This is a genomic window from Microcella alkaliphila (assembly GCF_002355395.1).
Classification (GTDB): domain Bacteria; phylum Actinomycetota; class Actinomycetes; order Actinomycetales; family Microbacteriaceae; genus Microcella; species Microcella alkaliphila_A.
Map to the genome: position 1 here is coordinate 362,337 of NZ_AP017315.1, position 13,946 is coordinate 376,282.

Genomic DNA, 13,946 nt, shown 5'->3' on the forward strand with positions numbered 1-13,946 from the left:
CGGGACGGCCCCGCCGCGGCGACCACCACAGCGCCGCGACGGGGCCTCGTGAACCGGGCACGAGCATCCCGGTGGTGTGATCAGCGGAGCGGCACCAGCCGCTGCAGCTGGGTGACGTGGTCGGGCGTGAGCTCCTCGAGCGAGGTCACCCCGAGCAGCTTCATGGTGCGGACGATCTCACCGCGCAGGATCTCGATGGCCCGGTCGACACCCGCTCGGCCACCGGCCATGAGCCCGTAGAGGTAGGCGCGACCGATCAACGTGAAGCGCGCCCCAAGCGCAACCGACGCGACGATGTCGGCGCCCGACATGATGCCCGTGTCGATGTGCACCTCGGTGTGGTGTCCGACCTCGCGGGCCACCTCAGGCAGTAGGTGGAAGGGAATCGGGGCGCGGTCGAGCTGGCGGCCGCCGTGGTTCGACAGCGTGATGCCGTCGACGCCAAGGTCGGTGAGCTTCTTCGCGTCGTCGAGGGTTTGCACGCCCTTGACGACGAGTTTGCCGGGCCACTGCTCCTTGATCCAGGCGAGGTCGTCGTAGGTGACGGTGGGGTCGAACATGAAGTCGAGCAGCTCGGCGACCGTGCCGTCCCAGCTCGACAGGCTCGCGAAGGCGAGCGGCTCGGTGGTCAGGAAGTCCCACCACCACCACGGGCGGGGGATTGCGTTCACGATCGTGCCGACCGTCAGTGCCGGAGGAATCGAGAAGCCGTTGCGCTTGTCGCGCAGCCGCGCTCCGGCGACCGGGACGTCGACGGTGACCAGCAGGGTGTCGAAGCCGGCCGCGGCCGCGCGGTCGACGAGCTGCATCGATTTCTCGCGGTCCTTCCACATGTAGAGCTGGAACCAGTTGCGGCCCTCGGGCGCCGCATCGCGCACGCCCTCGATGCTGGTTGTGCCCATCGTCGACAACGAGAAGGGGATGCCCGCGGCGGCGGCTGCGGATGCCCCCGCGACCTCGCCCTCGGTCTGCATCATGCGGGTGAAACCCGTCGGGGCGATGCCGAACGGCAGCTCGGCGCGCTTTCCGAGCACGTCCCACCCGGTGTCGACGTGGCTCACGTCGCGGAGGATTGCGGGGTGAAACTCGATGTCTTGGAACGCCTGGCGCGCGCGGGCGAGGCTCAGCTCGGCCTCGGCGGCACCCTCCGTGTAGTCGAAGGGCGCCTTCGGGGTGCGACGCTGCGCGATCGCGCGAAGGTCAGCGATGGTGAGTGCAGCATCCAGTCGGCGCTTCTTCGCATTCAGCGTGGGGGTCTTGACCTTCATGAGCGGCGCGAGCTCGCTCGGCCGGGGGAAGCGGCGCTTAACCATCGGTCGGTCCTTCGGTGGAGTGGGTGGTGGCGGGATGGGTTGCGTCGTAGTGCGCGAGGAGGCGGTCGCGGGCGCCTTCGATGTGGGCGCGGGTGAGAGAAGCGGCGCGCTCGGCGTCGCCGGCTGCGACCGCATCGAGGATGCCCTGGTGCTGGTCGACGACGTCGGCGAGCGCGAGCAGGCGGTGCGATTGCACCTGGCCCGTGCACAGTTCGATCTCGCCCATGAGCAGGGCGTGCAGTCGTGCGAGTCGCGGGGAAGGCTGCGCTTCGACGAGCGCGCGGTGGAAGGCGATGTCGGCGCGCGCGAGCGGCGCCGTCGGGGCGGTGCGGGAGTCGAGCGCGTCAGTGAGGGTGCGCTGGGCGGTGAGTGCAGCATCCGGAACCGGCGTCGTGCCCGCCGCGACAGCGGCGGCGAGCCCGGCGAGCGCTGCGACTTCGAGGGTCGCGCGGTTGGCGTAGAGGTCGATAATGTCGGCGCGCTCGAGTTCGGGCACCCGGGCCGTCTTGTGGGCGGCGCGGCGTAGCAGACCTTCAGCGACGAGGCGCTCAAGCGCCGCCTTCGCGGTGGGGCGGGCCACGCCGAACCGGTCGGCAATCGCCTGCTCGGTGACGGGCGAGCCGGGGGCGTCGCGGCCATCGACGATGCTCTCGCGAAGCGCGTCGTACACCGCGTCGGGCAGCCGCGTCACGGTGAGGGCGTCGATGCTCATGGGGCGAGGCTAGCAGATTGTTATACAAGTACACATTTACGCGGCATGTGCCCTCGGATGCACGTGACAACGCCACATGCGCACGCATGAACACGTGCGCCCCGACCCCATTACCCCTAGGCTCGCCCCATGGATGCCGTGACGCAGGTCCTCGGCGAGCGCGGCGTAGTGCTGGGCGTCGCCTCCCTCGTTCTGAAAGAGGGGATGACCGCCGAGCGCGCCGAAGACGTCGTGCGTGCGGGCGTCGCGGCCGGCGCCGTCGCCATCGACACCGCGCGGGCCTACGCGACCGTCGACGACGAGGCGGTCGGGGAGCGGTTGGCGAAGGTCGCCCGCGACGCACGACCGGGCTTTCCGATCATCACGAAGGCCGGGCACTTCCGCATCGCCACCTCGGCATGGGATGCCGACGGCAGCGCCGAACGGTTGCGTCACGACGCGGAGGTCAGCCGCGAAGTCTTTGGGGCCCCGCCGTCGCTCCTGCTGTTGCACCGGGCGGATCGCGTGCGCGACATCGAGGAGTCGGTGCGCACGCTCGCCGAGCTGCGCGACGAGGGCGTCGTGGAGACGATCGGCCTGTCGAACGCCACGGTCGAGATGCTTGAGCAGGTCAGGGACATCGCCCACATCAACGCCGTGGAAAACCGGCTCGGCCTCGGCGTCGACGCGTTCACCGAGTACCGCTACTGCCTCGAGAACGGCATCGCGTTTCTCGCGTACGCGCCCTTCGGAGGCCCACAGGCTGCTCCCCTCGCCACGCGCGTGCCGCGTGTCGCCGCTCTATCGATGGCGCGCGGAGTGTCGGTGCACCGCCTGACGCTCGCCGCGATGATCGACGCCCTGCCCGGCTGCTGGCCGGTCGTCGGTCCGACCCGGGTCGAGAGCGCGGCCGATGCGGCCGTCGCCGGACGCGACGAGGTCGACGACGAACTGCGCACGGCGTTCGCCGAAGACATGCGCAGCCGAGACGTGCCGCTGCCCGGGCTCAGCGGGGTCGGGGCCGAGTAGCCGTCACGCAGTCGTGCTCGCTCGCACGACCAGCTCTGGCTGAAACACCACCGAGCGCCCCGGCGTCGCGTCGTTGAGCGCCTCGTCGAGCAAGATCTCGACGGCAGTGCTGCCGATGAGTCCGGCGGGCTGCCGGACGGAGGTGAGGGGCACGACAGCGCCGCTAGCGAACTCGATGTCGTCGTAGCCGACGAGGGCGATGTCGTCGGGAACGCGGATCGAGCCCAGCATGACGAGTGCCTGCAGGACGCCGATGGCCATGAGGTCGTTCGCGGCAAAAATGGCGTCGGGGCGCTGCGCGGCCGGCCGCGCGGCGAGGAGATCACCGAGCCGGCGTCCTTCGATAATGCTCAGTGACTCGCCGAGCACAGGCTCCACGCGTGCACCGGACACGCTTCCTGCGGCCTCATTCAGCCCGGTGAGTCGGTCGTGCACCTGTCGAATGTCAATGGGCCCTCCCACGAATGCGATGCGGCGCCGACCGGTGCTCAGCAGATGACGGCCGGCGAGCATCCCGCCCGCGACGTCGTCGACCGCGACAGAGCTGAATCCGCCGGTCGGTGTGCTGCGGTCAACCAGAACCGCGGGAGTTCCTCGCTCACGAAGCCGAGCGAGCCTGTCCTCTACGTCGCCGAAGGGGCTGATGAGCACTCCGGCCATCCGTTGCTCTTCGAAGAGGTCGAGATACGCCGACTCGCGTTCGACCTTCTCATCGCTGTTGCCGAGGATGATGGAATAGCCGGCTTCCCGCGCGCGATCTTCGGCGCCGAGGGCGAGGGAGCTGAAGAACGGATTGCGAACGTCGAGGACGATCAAACCGAGGGCTCGCGATTTTCCCGCTCGGAGTTGGCGAGCGGCATCGTTCCTGATGAAGCCCAGTTCGATGATTGCCTGCTGGACACGTGCAACCGTGTCCGGCGCGACCTTTTCGGGTCGGTTGAGCACGTTCGAGACCGTGCCGACAGACACTCCCGCGCGCCCCGCTACGTCCTTCACGCTGACCGCACGCAACGTCGACATGCCCTCAGTCTACGTCCGAGTGATCAAAATGTGATTCGTTTCACTTGCACAATCGTAGGTGACGTGCATATCCTTTCGGCACGCATTAAATCGTTTCATCGAAAGCGAGATCGTCAATGACGACGCCCGAACGGGACCACCCGAGCATGCTCGAGTTGCGCAACGTATCGAAGACATTCGGTTCAGTAGTCGCACTCAGCGACGGCAACCTTGCGCTCGAATCGGGCTCCATCCACGCTCTCGTCGGTGAGAACGGTGCGGGCAAGTCGACGCTCGTCAAAATCATCGCGGGTCTCTACCGCCGCGATCAGGGTGAGTATCTGCTGCGCGGCGAATCCGTGGACTTCACCTCCACCGCGCAGGCGAAAGACGCGGGCATCGCCGTCATCTATCAGGAGCCGACGCTCTTTCCTGACCTTTCTGTCGCCGAGAACATCTACATGGGGCGACAGCCAACAAACCGGGTTGGCCGCATCGATCGAAAGACGATGCGCACCGAAGCGCGGAAGATCTTCGAGCGCCTCGGCGTGCGGATCGATCCCGACCGGGTCACCGAAGGCCTCTCGATCGCGGACCAGCAGCTCATCGAGATCGCGAAGGCAATCTCTTTGGATGCGCGGGTGCTCATCATGGATGAGCCAACTGCCGCTCTCTCAGGCAACGAGGTGGCGCGCCTTTTCTCAGTTGCGCGAAGCCTCCGCGATGAAGGTCGCGCGATCATGTTTATCTCGCACCGCTTCGACGAAGTGTTCGAGTTGTGCGACACGATCACGGTTATGCGGGATGGCGCGTACATTGCTACAACCCCCGCTCACGAGACGACCATCGAAGAGATGGTCCGCATGATGGTCGGACGCGACGTCGCGACGCTCTTTCCAAAGGTCGACGCAGAAATTGGGGACGTCGTTCTGCACGTAGACGGCCTCAATCGCGCTGGCGTCTTCCACGACATTTCGTTCTCTGTGCGAGCAGGAGAAATCGTCGGCTTGGCCGGACTTGTCGGCGCCGGGCGAAGCGAGGTGGCCCGTGCCATTTTCGGTGTCGACTCCTACGACAGCGGCAGCGTCACCCTGCTGGGGAAGGCCCTACCTGCGGGGCGGCCCGCCGAAGCGGTGCGCCGAGGTCTGGCCTTCGTGCCGGAGGATCGCCGAAAGCAGGGTCTCGTGCTGGACTCCGGCGTGGCGCGAAATCTCACGCTGGCAGTGCGGAACTCGCTCCGGCGCTTTGGGCTCATTCGCACGCGCGACGAGAACCGACTCACGGAAGCCTGGGCGACTCGGCTCCAGGTCAAGGCATTCGCGATGGATACGGTCGTCGGCACGCTCTCGGGCGGAAACCAGCAGAAGGTAGTGCTCGGGAAGTGGCTGTCGACCGAGCCACGGGTATTGATCATCGATGAGCCCACGCGCGGCATCGATGTCGGCACGAAGGCCGAGGTGCATCGACTGCTGTCCGACCTCGCCGGTCAAGGCCTTGCCGTTCTCATGATCTCGTCCGAGCTGCCTGAGGTGTTGGGCATGGCAGACCGAGTACTCGTCATGCGTGAGGGCCGAATAAGCGCAGAGATCGACCGTGCGGATGCGACTCCCGAGAACGTCATGCTCGCCGCCACCCACCAGACGGAGGCTGCCCGATGACAGTTCCCACCACCGCCGCGGGTAGCATCGCCGCCCGGCGTACGGCGCTCGCGAAGGTCGGCGCTCGCTTACTGTCGCGTGAGGCGGGTGTTGCCGCAACCCTGATCCTTGTCGTCGTATTCACGACGCTCCAGAATCCGAACTTCGTATTCTCCCCCGACGGCTACCGCGACCTCCTGCTCACTCCCTCGATCCTCATGCTCGTGGCGGTCGGACAGGCATTCGTCATCATCACGAGAAACGTTGACCTCTCCGTTGGCTCGATCGTCGGGATCACCGCTTACCTGACCGGACGTCTCTTCATCGACATCCCGGGCATCCCCGTTCTCGCAGTTTTCCTAGCTGGAGCGATCGTCGGCGGCGCACTCGGCCTCATCAATGGCGCGCTCGTGGCCGTTGCTCGTGTGCCCGCGCTCGTGATCACACTCGGAACGCTCTACATCTACCGAGGCCTCAACGTGGCGTGGGTCGGCAGCGACCGAATCAATGCATCCGATCTGCCTCGTGAGTTCCGCAGTCTCGGCACCGAACAGATTCTGTCGATCCCCGTGCTCACCCTCGTCGCTGTCATGGTGCTGATCGCGGCCGCCTGGTACCTGCGGAACACGCGTGGTGGTCGTGAGTTCTACGCAATCGGGTCTGATCCTGACGCTGCAGACCTGTACGGACTCAAGGTCAATCGACGCATCATCACAGCCTTCGTCATGTCGGGCGCACTCTCAGGTCTCGCCGGGGTGATGTTCGCTGCCCGCTACGGAACCGTCAGCTCTCAGGCCGGCACCGGTTGGGAATTGCAAGCAATCGGCGCAGCGGTCATTGGCGGCGTTGCTATCTCGGGCGGAGTCGGCACGGTATGGGGTGCTGCGATTGGGGCGTTCCTGCTGCTCACCATCAACCGTGCACTTCCGGTCATAGGAATTCAGGATTTCTGGCAGCGCGCTGTCGTTGGCGCGCTGATCATCGGCGCGATCGTCCTCGATCGAGTGCTCGCTGTTCGACAGGCCCGCAAGCTGCGCGAATTGAGGGACACCAACAATGACTGAACTCCGCACGGTTTCCGGTCCCCGTCGCACGATGGTCCCGCACGGCCGCCCTCTCTGGAGGCGCGCGGTGTTGACGCGGGAGGGTGCCGTTATCGGGATGCTCGCCGTGGTGATCGTCGTCGCTCTCACAACGGTGCCCAATTTCGACAGCCCGCTCACCATTACGTTCCTACTCCGCGACGTGGCGCCCATCCTGCTCATCGCCTTGCCCATGACGCTCATCATCATCACCGAGGAGATCGACCTCTCCGTCGCGAGCGTGGTTGCCCTATCCAGCGTGACGGTGGGAATCCTGACGCGAGACGGAGCACCGTTCGAGCTCGCGATGGTCGCCGGCGTTCTCGTCGGGGCTGTCGCGGGAACGATCAATGGCTTCCTCGTGACCGTCGTGGGGCTACCCTCGCTGGCGGTGACTATCGGGTCGCTCGCGATGTTCCGTGGAATCTCCGTCGGACTACTTGGCACCCAGGCCGTGACCGATTTCCCGGAGGAGTGGACGTCTCTCGCCCGCTCCAATATCCCGGGAACCCCCATTCCCTCGATCATGATCGCCTTCGTGATCCTTGCGATCATCTTCGGCGTTGTATTGCACGCAACTCCCTTCGGACGAAGCCTGTATGCGATTGGCTTGAACAAGGAAGCGGCGCACTTCTCCGGCGTCAATGTCGGGCGCACGAAGTTCATCCTGTTTGTCGCTAGTGGCACTGTCTCGGGGTTTGCGGGTGTGTATTTCACCTTGCTCTACGGCAATGCCCGTGGCGAGAACGCGACAGGCATGGAGCTCGCCGTGATCGCCGCGGTGCTGCTGGGTGGTGTTTCGATCTTTGGCGGACGCGGCGCCCTGCATGGAGTTATCGCTGGGGTTCTTCTCATCGGCACGATCGGCAGTGCACTCCGCCTGGCGGGTGTTACCGCCGACATCATCAACGTCATCACGGGAGTCGTCCTCGTCCTCTCCGTGGTGAGCGCAAGCTTCCTCGCCTGGTTCCATCGCGCCCGAGCGACGGCCAGAGCGCGGGGAGAAAAACAGGGCTAGAGAGGCGGCGCTCTTCCAGAGCGTGCCGGTCCTGCAATCACGCACTAATCGACGGAAAGGAAACAATGATGTTTGGTCGACACACCGGTCGGGGCGGGCGTCTCTTCGGAGCCGCCGCGCTGACCATGGCCGCGGGTCTTGTGCTCGCTGGTTGCGCAAACGGCGACAGCGGCGGCGACAACGGCGCCGCACCCGATCCAGGAGCCGGTGGTGACAGCAACTTCGCCATCACGTTCCTGCCGAAGAGCCTCGGGAACCCCTACTTCGACACCTCCAATGCAGGCGGCGCCGAGGCGATCGCCGAGTTTGGCGGCACCTTCCAAGAGGTTGGTCCAACTGAGGCGAGCCCGACGTCACAGGTGTCCTTCATTCAGACTGCCGCCCAGCAGGGGGTCGACGCACTGGTTGTGTCGGCGAACGACCCGGCGGCCATCTGCGACGCGCTGGACGAGGCGCGCAGCGTTGACGTGAAGGTCGTGACCTTCGACTCCGACACGAACCCCGAATGCCGCGACTTGTTCATCAACCAGGCCGAGGCTGAGGGTATTGCGCGCGTTCAGGTCGAAATGATTGCCGAGCAGATCGGCGGCGAAGGCCAGATTGCTATCTTGTCGGCCGCGGCCAATGCGACAAACCAGAACGCGTGGATCGAACTCATGCAGGAAGAGCTCGCCGCCAACTGGCCCGACATCGAGCTCGTTGACGTTGTCTATGGCGACGACGACGACCAGACCTCGTTTGACCGCACCGCGGCGCTCTTGCAGACCTACCCCGAGCTCCGTGGAATTGTCTCGCCGACCACGGTCGGCATCGCTGCCGCTGCGCGGTATATCCAGACCTCGCAGTTCCAGGGTCAGGTAGCCGTTACTGGTCTCGGAACGCCGAACCAGATGCGCGAGTATGTGGAAGACGGCACGGTAACGGCATTCGCGCTGTGGAACCCGGCTGACCTGGGCTACCTCGCCGCCTACGCCGCGAAGGCACTTGTCGAGGGCACCATCACGGGGGCTGAAGGCGACACCTTCGACGCTGGCCGACTCGGCAGTTACACCGTCGGCGCGAACGGCACGGTGCTGCTTGGCGACCCGTTCGTATTCAACGCTGACAACATCGCCGACTTCAACTTCTAGTCGGCAGTGGGGCCCGGGTTCACAGCCCGGGCCCCACACGCCACCCCAACGTTTTCTGCTGCCAGGAGCCATCACAATGACGACCTTCGCCGACATCGCCCCCGCCCTCGAGCGCCAAGCGATCGAGCTGCCCAGTTGGGCGTTCGGCAACTCCGGCACGCGCTTCCGCGTGTTCGGAACACCGGGCACCCCGCGTGACCCCTTCGAGAAAGTCGCCGACGCTGCCCAGGTGCACAAGCACACCGGGCTCGCACCCAGCGTCGCCCTGCACATTCCGTGGGACAGGGTCGACGACTACTCCGCCCTGCGCGCGCACGCCGAGAGCCACGGCGTCGCGCTCGGCACGATCAACTCCAACACGTTCCAAGACGAGGAATACAAGTTCGGGTCCCTCGCCGCGACCGACCCGAAGGCCCGCCAGCGGGCGATCGACCACCACTTCGACTGCATCGACGTCATGCACGCGACCGGCTCGCACGACCTGAAGATCTGGCTCGCCGACGGCACGAACTATGCCGGGCAGGACGACATGCGTCGCCGCCAGGACAACCTGGCCGACAGCCTCGCGACGATTTACGAGCGCATCGGCGATGACCAGCGCCTCGTACTCGAGTACAAGTTCTTCGAGCCGGCGTTCTACCACACCGACGTTCCCGACTGGGGAACGGCCTACGCCCAGGTCGCGGCCCTCGGCGACCGCGCCGTCGTCTGCCTCGACACAGGCCACCACGCGCCCGGCACCAACATCGAGTTCATCGTCATGCAGCTGCTTCGCCTCGGCAAGCTCGGCTCGTTCGACTTCAACTCGCGCAACTACGCCGACGACGACCTCATCGTGGGGGCGGCCGACCCGTTCCAGCTGTTCCGCATCATGGTCGAGGTCGTGCGCGGCGGTGGCTACGACGAGGGCACCGACGTGGCCTTCATGCTCGACCAGTGTCACAACATCGAAGAGAAGATTCCCGGGCAGATCCGCAGCGTACTCAACGTGCAGGAGATGACCGCGCGGGCCCTGCTCATCGACCACGAGGCGCTCGACGCGGCCCAGCGCGTCAACGACGTTCTCGGCGCGAACGGCGTCCTCATGGACGCCTTCTACACGGATGTTCGGGCCGACCTGGCAGCGTGGCGCGAGTCGCGGGGGCTGCCGGCCGACCCGATGGCGGCGTTCGGCGCGAGCGGCTACCGCGAGACGATCATCGCCGAGCGTGTCGGCGGCACCCAAGCCGGATGGGGCGCCTGAGCATGCGCGTCGGCTTCCGCCTGCAGGTGCACCCGGAACTACTCGATGAGTATCGGCGTGTGCACTCGCCGGTGCGCCGCGAGATGCTCGAGACGATTGCCGCAAGCGGGCGCCGCAACTACACGCTCTTCCTCGACGAGTCGGACGGCACGCTGTTCGGTTACTACGAGGTCGACGACGATGAGGCAGCGCAGAGCTATCTCGCCGACAGCCCCGTCGCCGCCCGCTGGGAAGCCGAGATGAGCCGCTTCTTCCTCACCCTCGACGGCCGCGCCGATCAGGCCGCCCGTCGCCTCACCGACGTCTTCAACCTCGCCGACCAACTGGAGGCCACCACACCATGACCGCCACACACGACCTCATCGCCCGCTCGAATCGCCTCGGCGCTGAGCCGCACATCACGAATTACGCTGGCGGCAACACATCGGCGAAGGGCACGGAGACCGACCCCGTGACGGGTGAGCCCGTCGAGCTGCTCTGGGTCAAGGGCTCGGGCGGCGACCTGGGCACGCTGACCGAGCAGGGCCTTGCGGTGTTGCGGCTCGACCGTATGCGCGCGCTGGTCGACGTGTACCCGGGCGTCGAGCGCGAAGACGAGATGGTCGCGGCCTTCGACTTCTGCCTGCACGGCAAAGGCGGGGCCGCCCCGAGCATCGACACGGCCATGCACGGCCTGGTCGACGCCCCGCACGTCGACCACCTCCACCCGGATGCGGGCATCGCGATCGCGACGGCCGCCGACGGCGAGCAACTCACCGCGCGCGTTTTCGGCGAGAAGGTCGTCTGGGTGCCGTGGCGCCGCCCCGGCTTCCAGCTCGGACTCGACATCGCCGAGATCAAGGCGCAGAACCCGCAGGCGATCGGCTGCATCCTCGGCGGCCACGGAATCACCGCGTGGGGCGATACCTCCGACGAGTGCGAGGCGAACTCGCGCTGGATCATCGACACCGCCCAGGGCTACATCGACGAGCACGGTGCCGCCGAACCGTTCGGCGCCGTGCGGCCCGGTTTCGAGGCGATCGGTGACCGGGATGCGCGCCGCGAGAAGGCGGCGGCGCTCGCCCCGAGCATCCGCGGTATCGCCAGCCACGACAAGCCGATGGTCGGCCACTTCAGCGACGACCCGCGCGTGCTCGACTTCCTCGCCCGGGACAAGGCGCCGGCGCTCGCCGAGCTCGGCACCAGCTGCCCCGACCACTTCCTGCGCACGAAGGTCAAGCCGATGCTGCTGGACCTGCCGGCGGATGCGAGCGTCGAAGACGCGATCGCGCGCCTGCACGAGCTGCACGAGGAGTACCGCGCCGACTACACGGCGTACTACACGGCACACGCGACGCCCGAGTCGCCAGCCATCCGCGGCGCCGATCCGCTCATCGTGCTCGTGCCCGGCGTCGGCATGTTCAGCTTCGGAGCCAACAAGCAAACGGCCCGCGTCGCTGGCGAGTTCTACCTCAACGCGATCAATGTGATGCGTGGCGCCGAGGCGATCAGCACGTACACGCCGATCAGCGACGCCGAGAAGTTCCGCATCGAATACTGGGCGCTCGAAGAGGCGAAGCTGCAGCGCATGCCGAAGCCGAAGTCGCACGCGACGCGCGTCGCCTTCGTGACGGGTGCCGCGAGCGGCATCGGCAAGGCCATCGCCACGCGACTCGCCGCCGAGGGCGCCTGCGTCGTCATCGCCGACCTCGATCTCGAAAAGGCGCAGGCGGCCGCCGCCGAGCTCGGCTCGACGGACGTCGCGATCGGCGTGCAGGCGAACGTGACGGATGCGGCGCAGATCGACGCGGCGCTTCGCGAGGCGGTGCTCGCCTTCGGCGGCGTCGACATCGTCGTGAACAATGCCGGGCTCTCGCTGTCGAAGCCTCTGCTCGAGACCACCGAGGCCGACTGGGACCTGCAGCACGACGTCATGGCGAAGGGGTCGTTCCTCGTCTCGAAAGCGGCCGCGCGCATCCTGATCGATCAGGGCATGGGCGGCGACGTCATCTACATCTCGAGCAAGAACTCGGTGTTCGCCGGCCCCAACAACATCGCGTACTCGGCGACGAAGGCCGACCAGGCGCACCAAGTACGACTGCTCGCCGTCGAGCTCGGCGAGCACGGCGTCAAGGTCAACGGCATCAACCCCGACGGCGTTGTTCGCGGCTCGGGCATCTTCGCCTCCGGCTGGGGGGCCAACCGTGCGGCGACGTACGGGGTCGATGAGCAGGACCTCGGCAAGTTCTACGCGCAGCGCACGATCCTCAAACGGGAGGTGCTACCCGAGCACGTCGCCAACGCGGTTGCCGTCTTGACCGGGCCCGACCTCACGCACACGACGGGTCTGCACATCCCTGTCGACGCGGGCGTCGCCGTGGCGTTCCTGCGATGACTGGGGCTGGCCATGTCGCGGCCGTTGACCTGGGGGCGTCGAGCGGTCGGGTGATCGTGGGTCGAGTCGGGCCCAGCACGCTCGAAGCACTTCCGATCGCCCGTTTCCCGAACGATCCCGTCACCACGGTGGAGGGGCTTCACTGGAACATCGTCGGACTGTACGACTCGGTTCTTCGCGGCCTGCGAGACGCGTTTCGGGAAATCTCCGACATCGCGAGCGTGGGCGTTGACACGTGGGGCGTTGACTATGCCCTTCTGCGCGGTGACCGGATGCTCGGCAACCCGTTTCACTATCGCGATGCCCGTACCGCTGACGGTGTCATCGCCGTGCACACGATCGTTCCCCACGGTGACCTGTTTGTCCGTAACGGGCTGCAGTTCCTGCCCATCACGACGCTCTACCAACTGGCCACAGAGCCGGCCGAGGTACTGTCGCTCGCAGATCGCATGCTTATGATTCCCGACCTTCTTGGCTTCTGGCTCACCGGGGAGGCGCGAGCTGAGCTGACGATTGCGTCGACGACGGGGCTACTGCACCTGCCAGACCGTCAATGGGATGCCGAGTTGCTGGAGTCGCTGGGGCTGCCGTCCCAGGTTCTTCCTGAGCTCATCGCGCCCGGACAGCGATTGGGCGCGCTCTTGCCCGACGTTGCGCGCACGGTCGGTGCTGATGCGAGCGTGCCCGTGACCACCGTCGGCTCGCACGACACGGCCTCTGCGGTGGTCGCTGTGCCGATGAATCGGGCGTCTGCCGCCTACATTTCCTGCGGCACCTGGGGCCTGGTCGGGGTCGAGGTCGACCAGCCGGTTCTCACGCCGCCCGCGTTGGCGGCGAACTTCACGAACGAGGGCGGCGTCGACGGCCGAATCCGGCTCCTGCGTAACGTCATGGGACTCTGGATTCTGAGTGGGGCCGTGCGCGCCTGGGAGCGCCAGGACGGCCAGTCACTGTCGCTGCCGGATCTACTGGAGGCGGCGGCGGCCGTCGAAGCGCGAGAGGTTCCCCTCTTCGATGTCGACGATGCGCGATTCCTTCCTCCGGGCGATATGCCGGAGCGCATCAGGATGTGGTGTATCGAGCATGGCGTGCGTCCTCCGCAGCACCGCCCCGCAGTCGTTCGCAGCATCATTGAGTCCCTGGCGCGGGCGTTTGCCGAGGCCGTGCAGACGGCGGGTGATCTTGGAGGCATCCGCGTACAAACCATCCATATCGTCGGGGGTGGCGCTCTCAACGCGCTGCTGTGCCAGCGAACGGCCGACATCTCGGGAATACCGGTCGTCGCCGGGCCGGTGGAGGCGACGGCTCTCGGCAATGTGCTGGTGCAGGCACGAGCGGTGGGCTTGATCGACGGTGGCCTTGAGAATCTCCGCGACCTCGTCGAACGCACCCAGCCGCTTCGACGCTTTGAACCGCGCCACTAGCTCGAG

General features: G+C 66.4%; 12 protein-coding genes. 9 read left to right on the forward strand and 3 right to left on the reverse strand.

The annotated features are described in order from the left end of the window. Window positions 1–80: 80 nt before the first annotated feature. Window positions 81–1,313, reverse strand: coding sequence for an alpha-hydroxy acid oxidase (locus tag CPY97_RS01680; protein ID WP_096420280.1), 1,233 nt, complete (start codon window positions 1,311–1,313; stop codon window positions 81–83). Continuing rightward, complete coding sequence (locus tag CPY97_RS01685; protein WP_096420282.1) at window positions 1,306–2,025, reverse strand: GntR family transcriptional regulator; 720 nt, start codon at window positions 2,023–2,025, stop codon at window positions 1,306–1,308. Before CPY97_RS01685 ends, CPY97_RS01680 begins: the two co-directional genes overlap by 8 nt. 129 nt (window positions 2,026–2,154) lie before the next feature. On the opposite strand from CPY97_RS01685, the gene CPY97_RS01690 reads away from it, so the two are divergent. Continuing rightward, the gene (locus tag CPY97_RS01690; RefSeq protein WP_096420284.1) at window positions 2,155–3,033 is read left to right on the forward strand and encodes an aldo/keto reductase; all 879 of its coding nucleotides are present in this window, start codon (window positions 2,155–2,157) and stop codon (window positions 3,031–3,033) included. Between the two features lie 3 nt (window positions 3,034–3,036). Here the strand turns inward: CPY97_RS01690 and CPY97_RS01695 are convergent, their stop codons facing one another. After that, window positions 3,037–4,053: a LacI family DNA-binding transcriptional regulator gene (locus tag CPY97_RS01695; RefSeq protein WP_096420286.1), complete on the reverse strand. Its 1,017-nt coding sequence runs from the start codon at window positions 4,051–4,053 to the stop codon at window positions 3,037–3,039. Window positions 4,054–4,169: 116 nt separating this feature from the next. Between CPY97_RS01695 and CPY97_RS01700 the strand changes: the two genes are divergently transcribed. From CPY97_RS01700 to CPY97_RS01735, 8 genes are all read left to right on the forward strand, one after another. Continuing rightward, window positions 4,170–5,690 (forward strand): sugar ABC transporter ATP-binding protein, encoded by a 1,521-nt coding sequence (locus tag CPY97_RS01700; RefSeq protein ID WP_096420288.1) that lies wholly within the window; start codon window positions 4,170–4,172, stop codon window positions 5,688–5,690. Next, window positions 5,687–6,733, forward strand: a complete 1,047-nt coding sequence (locus CPY97_RS01705; RefSeq protein ID WP_096420290.1) for an ABC transporter permease — start codon at window positions 5,687–5,689, stop codon at window positions 6,731–6,733. The genes CPY97_RS01700 and CPY97_RS01705 overlap by 4 nt, the downstream gene beginning before the upstream one ends. Before the next feature lie 31 nt (window positions 6,734–6,764). Further along, the gene (locus tag CPY97_RS01710) at window positions 6,765–7,769 is read left to right on the forward strand and encodes an ABC transporter permease (protein WP_096423270.1); all 1,005 of its coding nucleotides are present in this window, start codon (window positions 6,765–6,767) and stop codon (window positions 7,767–7,769) included. Between the two features lie 125 nt (window positions 7,770–7,894). Then, the gene (gene rhaS, locus CPY97_RS01715; RefSeq protein ID WP_231924001.1) at window positions 7,895–8,899 is read left to right on the forward strand and encodes a rhamnose ABC transporter substrate-binding protein; all 1,005 of its coding nucleotides are present in this window, start codon (window positions 7,895–7,897) and stop codon (window positions 8,897–8,899) included. Between the two features lie 76 nt (window positions 8,900–8,975). Next, window positions 8,976–10,142, forward strand: a complete 1,167-nt coding sequence (rhaI, locus tag CPY97_RS01720; RefSeq protein WP_096420292.1) for an L-rhamnose isomerase — start codon at window positions 8,976–8,978, stop codon at window positions 10,140–10,142. Next, window positions 10,130–10,486 (forward strand): L-rhamnose mutarotase, encoded by a 357-nt coding sequence (locus CPY97_RS01725; protein WP_231924002.1) that lies wholly within the window; start codon window positions 10,130–10,132, stop codon window positions 10,484–10,486. The genes rhaI and CPY97_RS01725 overlap by 13 nt, the downstream gene beginning before the upstream one ends. Continuing rightward, entirely contained in the window at window positions 10,483–12,516 is a 2,034-nt protein-coding gene (locus CPY97_RS01730; protein ID WP_096420294.1) for a bifunctional aldolase/short-chain dehydrogenase, read from the forward strand. The genes CPY97_RS01725 and CPY97_RS01730 overlap by 4 nt, the downstream gene beginning before the upstream one ends. Next, window positions 12,513–13,940 carry a rhamnulokinase gene (locus tag CPY97_RS01735; RefSeq protein ID WP_096420296.1) on the forward strand — a complete coding sequence of 476 codons (1,428 nt, stop codon included), beginning with the start codon at window positions 12,513–12,515 and terminating at the stop codon, window positions 13,938–13,940. Before CPY97_RS01730 ends, CPY97_RS01735 begins: the two co-directional genes overlap by 4 nt. The last annotated feature ends 6 nt before the right edge of the window (window positions 13,941–13,946 follow it).

What these genes read in the sequence shown, in the direction of transcription:
- CPY97_RS01680 (WP_096420280.1), bottom strand. Translation starts at nt 1,313, where the DNA reads ATGGTTAAGCGCCGCTTCCCCCGGCCGAGCGAGCTCGCGCCGCTCATG.
- CPY97_RS01685 (WP_096420282.1), bottom strand. Translation starts at nt 2,025, where the DNA reads ATGAGCATCGACGCCCTCACCGTGACGCGGCTGCCCGACGCGGTGTAC.
- CPY97_RS01690 (WP_096420284.1), top strand. Translation starts at nt 2,155, where the DNA reads ATGGATGCCGTGACGCAGGTCCTCGGCGAGCGCGGCGTAGTGCTGGGC.
- CPY97_RS01695 (WP_096420286.1), bottom strand. Translation starts at nt 4,053, where the DNA reads ATGTCGACGTTGCGTGCGGTCAGCGTGAAGGACGTAGCGGGGCGCGCG.
- CPY97_RS01700 (WP_096420288.1), top strand. Translation starts at nt 4,170, where the DNA reads ATGACGACGCCCGAACGGGACCACCCGAGCATGCTCGAGTTGCGCAAC.
- CPY97_RS01705 (WP_096420290.1), top strand. Translation starts at nt 5,687, where the DNA reads ATGACAGTTCCCACCACCGCCGCGGGTAGCATCGCCGCCCGGCGTACG.
- CPY97_RS01710 (WP_096423270.1), top strand. Translation starts at nt 6,765, where the DNA reads ATGGTCCCGCACGGCCGCCCTCTCTGGAGGCGCGCGGTGTTGACGCGG.
- rhaS (WP_231924001.1), top strand. Translation starts at nt 7,895, where the DNA reads ATGGCCGCGGGTCTTGTGCTCGCTGGTTGCGCAAACGGCGACAGCGGC.
- rhaI (WP_096420292.1), top strand. Translation starts at nt 8,976, where the DNA reads ATGACGACCTTCGCCGACATCGCCCCCGCCCTCGAGCGCCAAGCGATC.
- CPY97_RS01725 (WP_231924002.1), top strand. Translation starts at nt 10,130, where the DNA reads ATGGGGCGCCTGAGCATGCGCGTCGGCTTCCGCCTGCAGGTGCACCCG.
- CPY97_RS01730 (WP_096420294.1), top strand. Translation starts at nt 10,483, where the DNA reads ATGACCGCCACACACGACCTCATCGCCCGCTCGAATCGCCTCGGCGCT.
- CPY97_RS01735 (WP_096420296.1), top strand. Translation starts at nt 12,513, where the DNA reads ATGACTGGGGCTGGCCATGTCGCGGCCGTTGACCTGGGGGCGTCGAGC.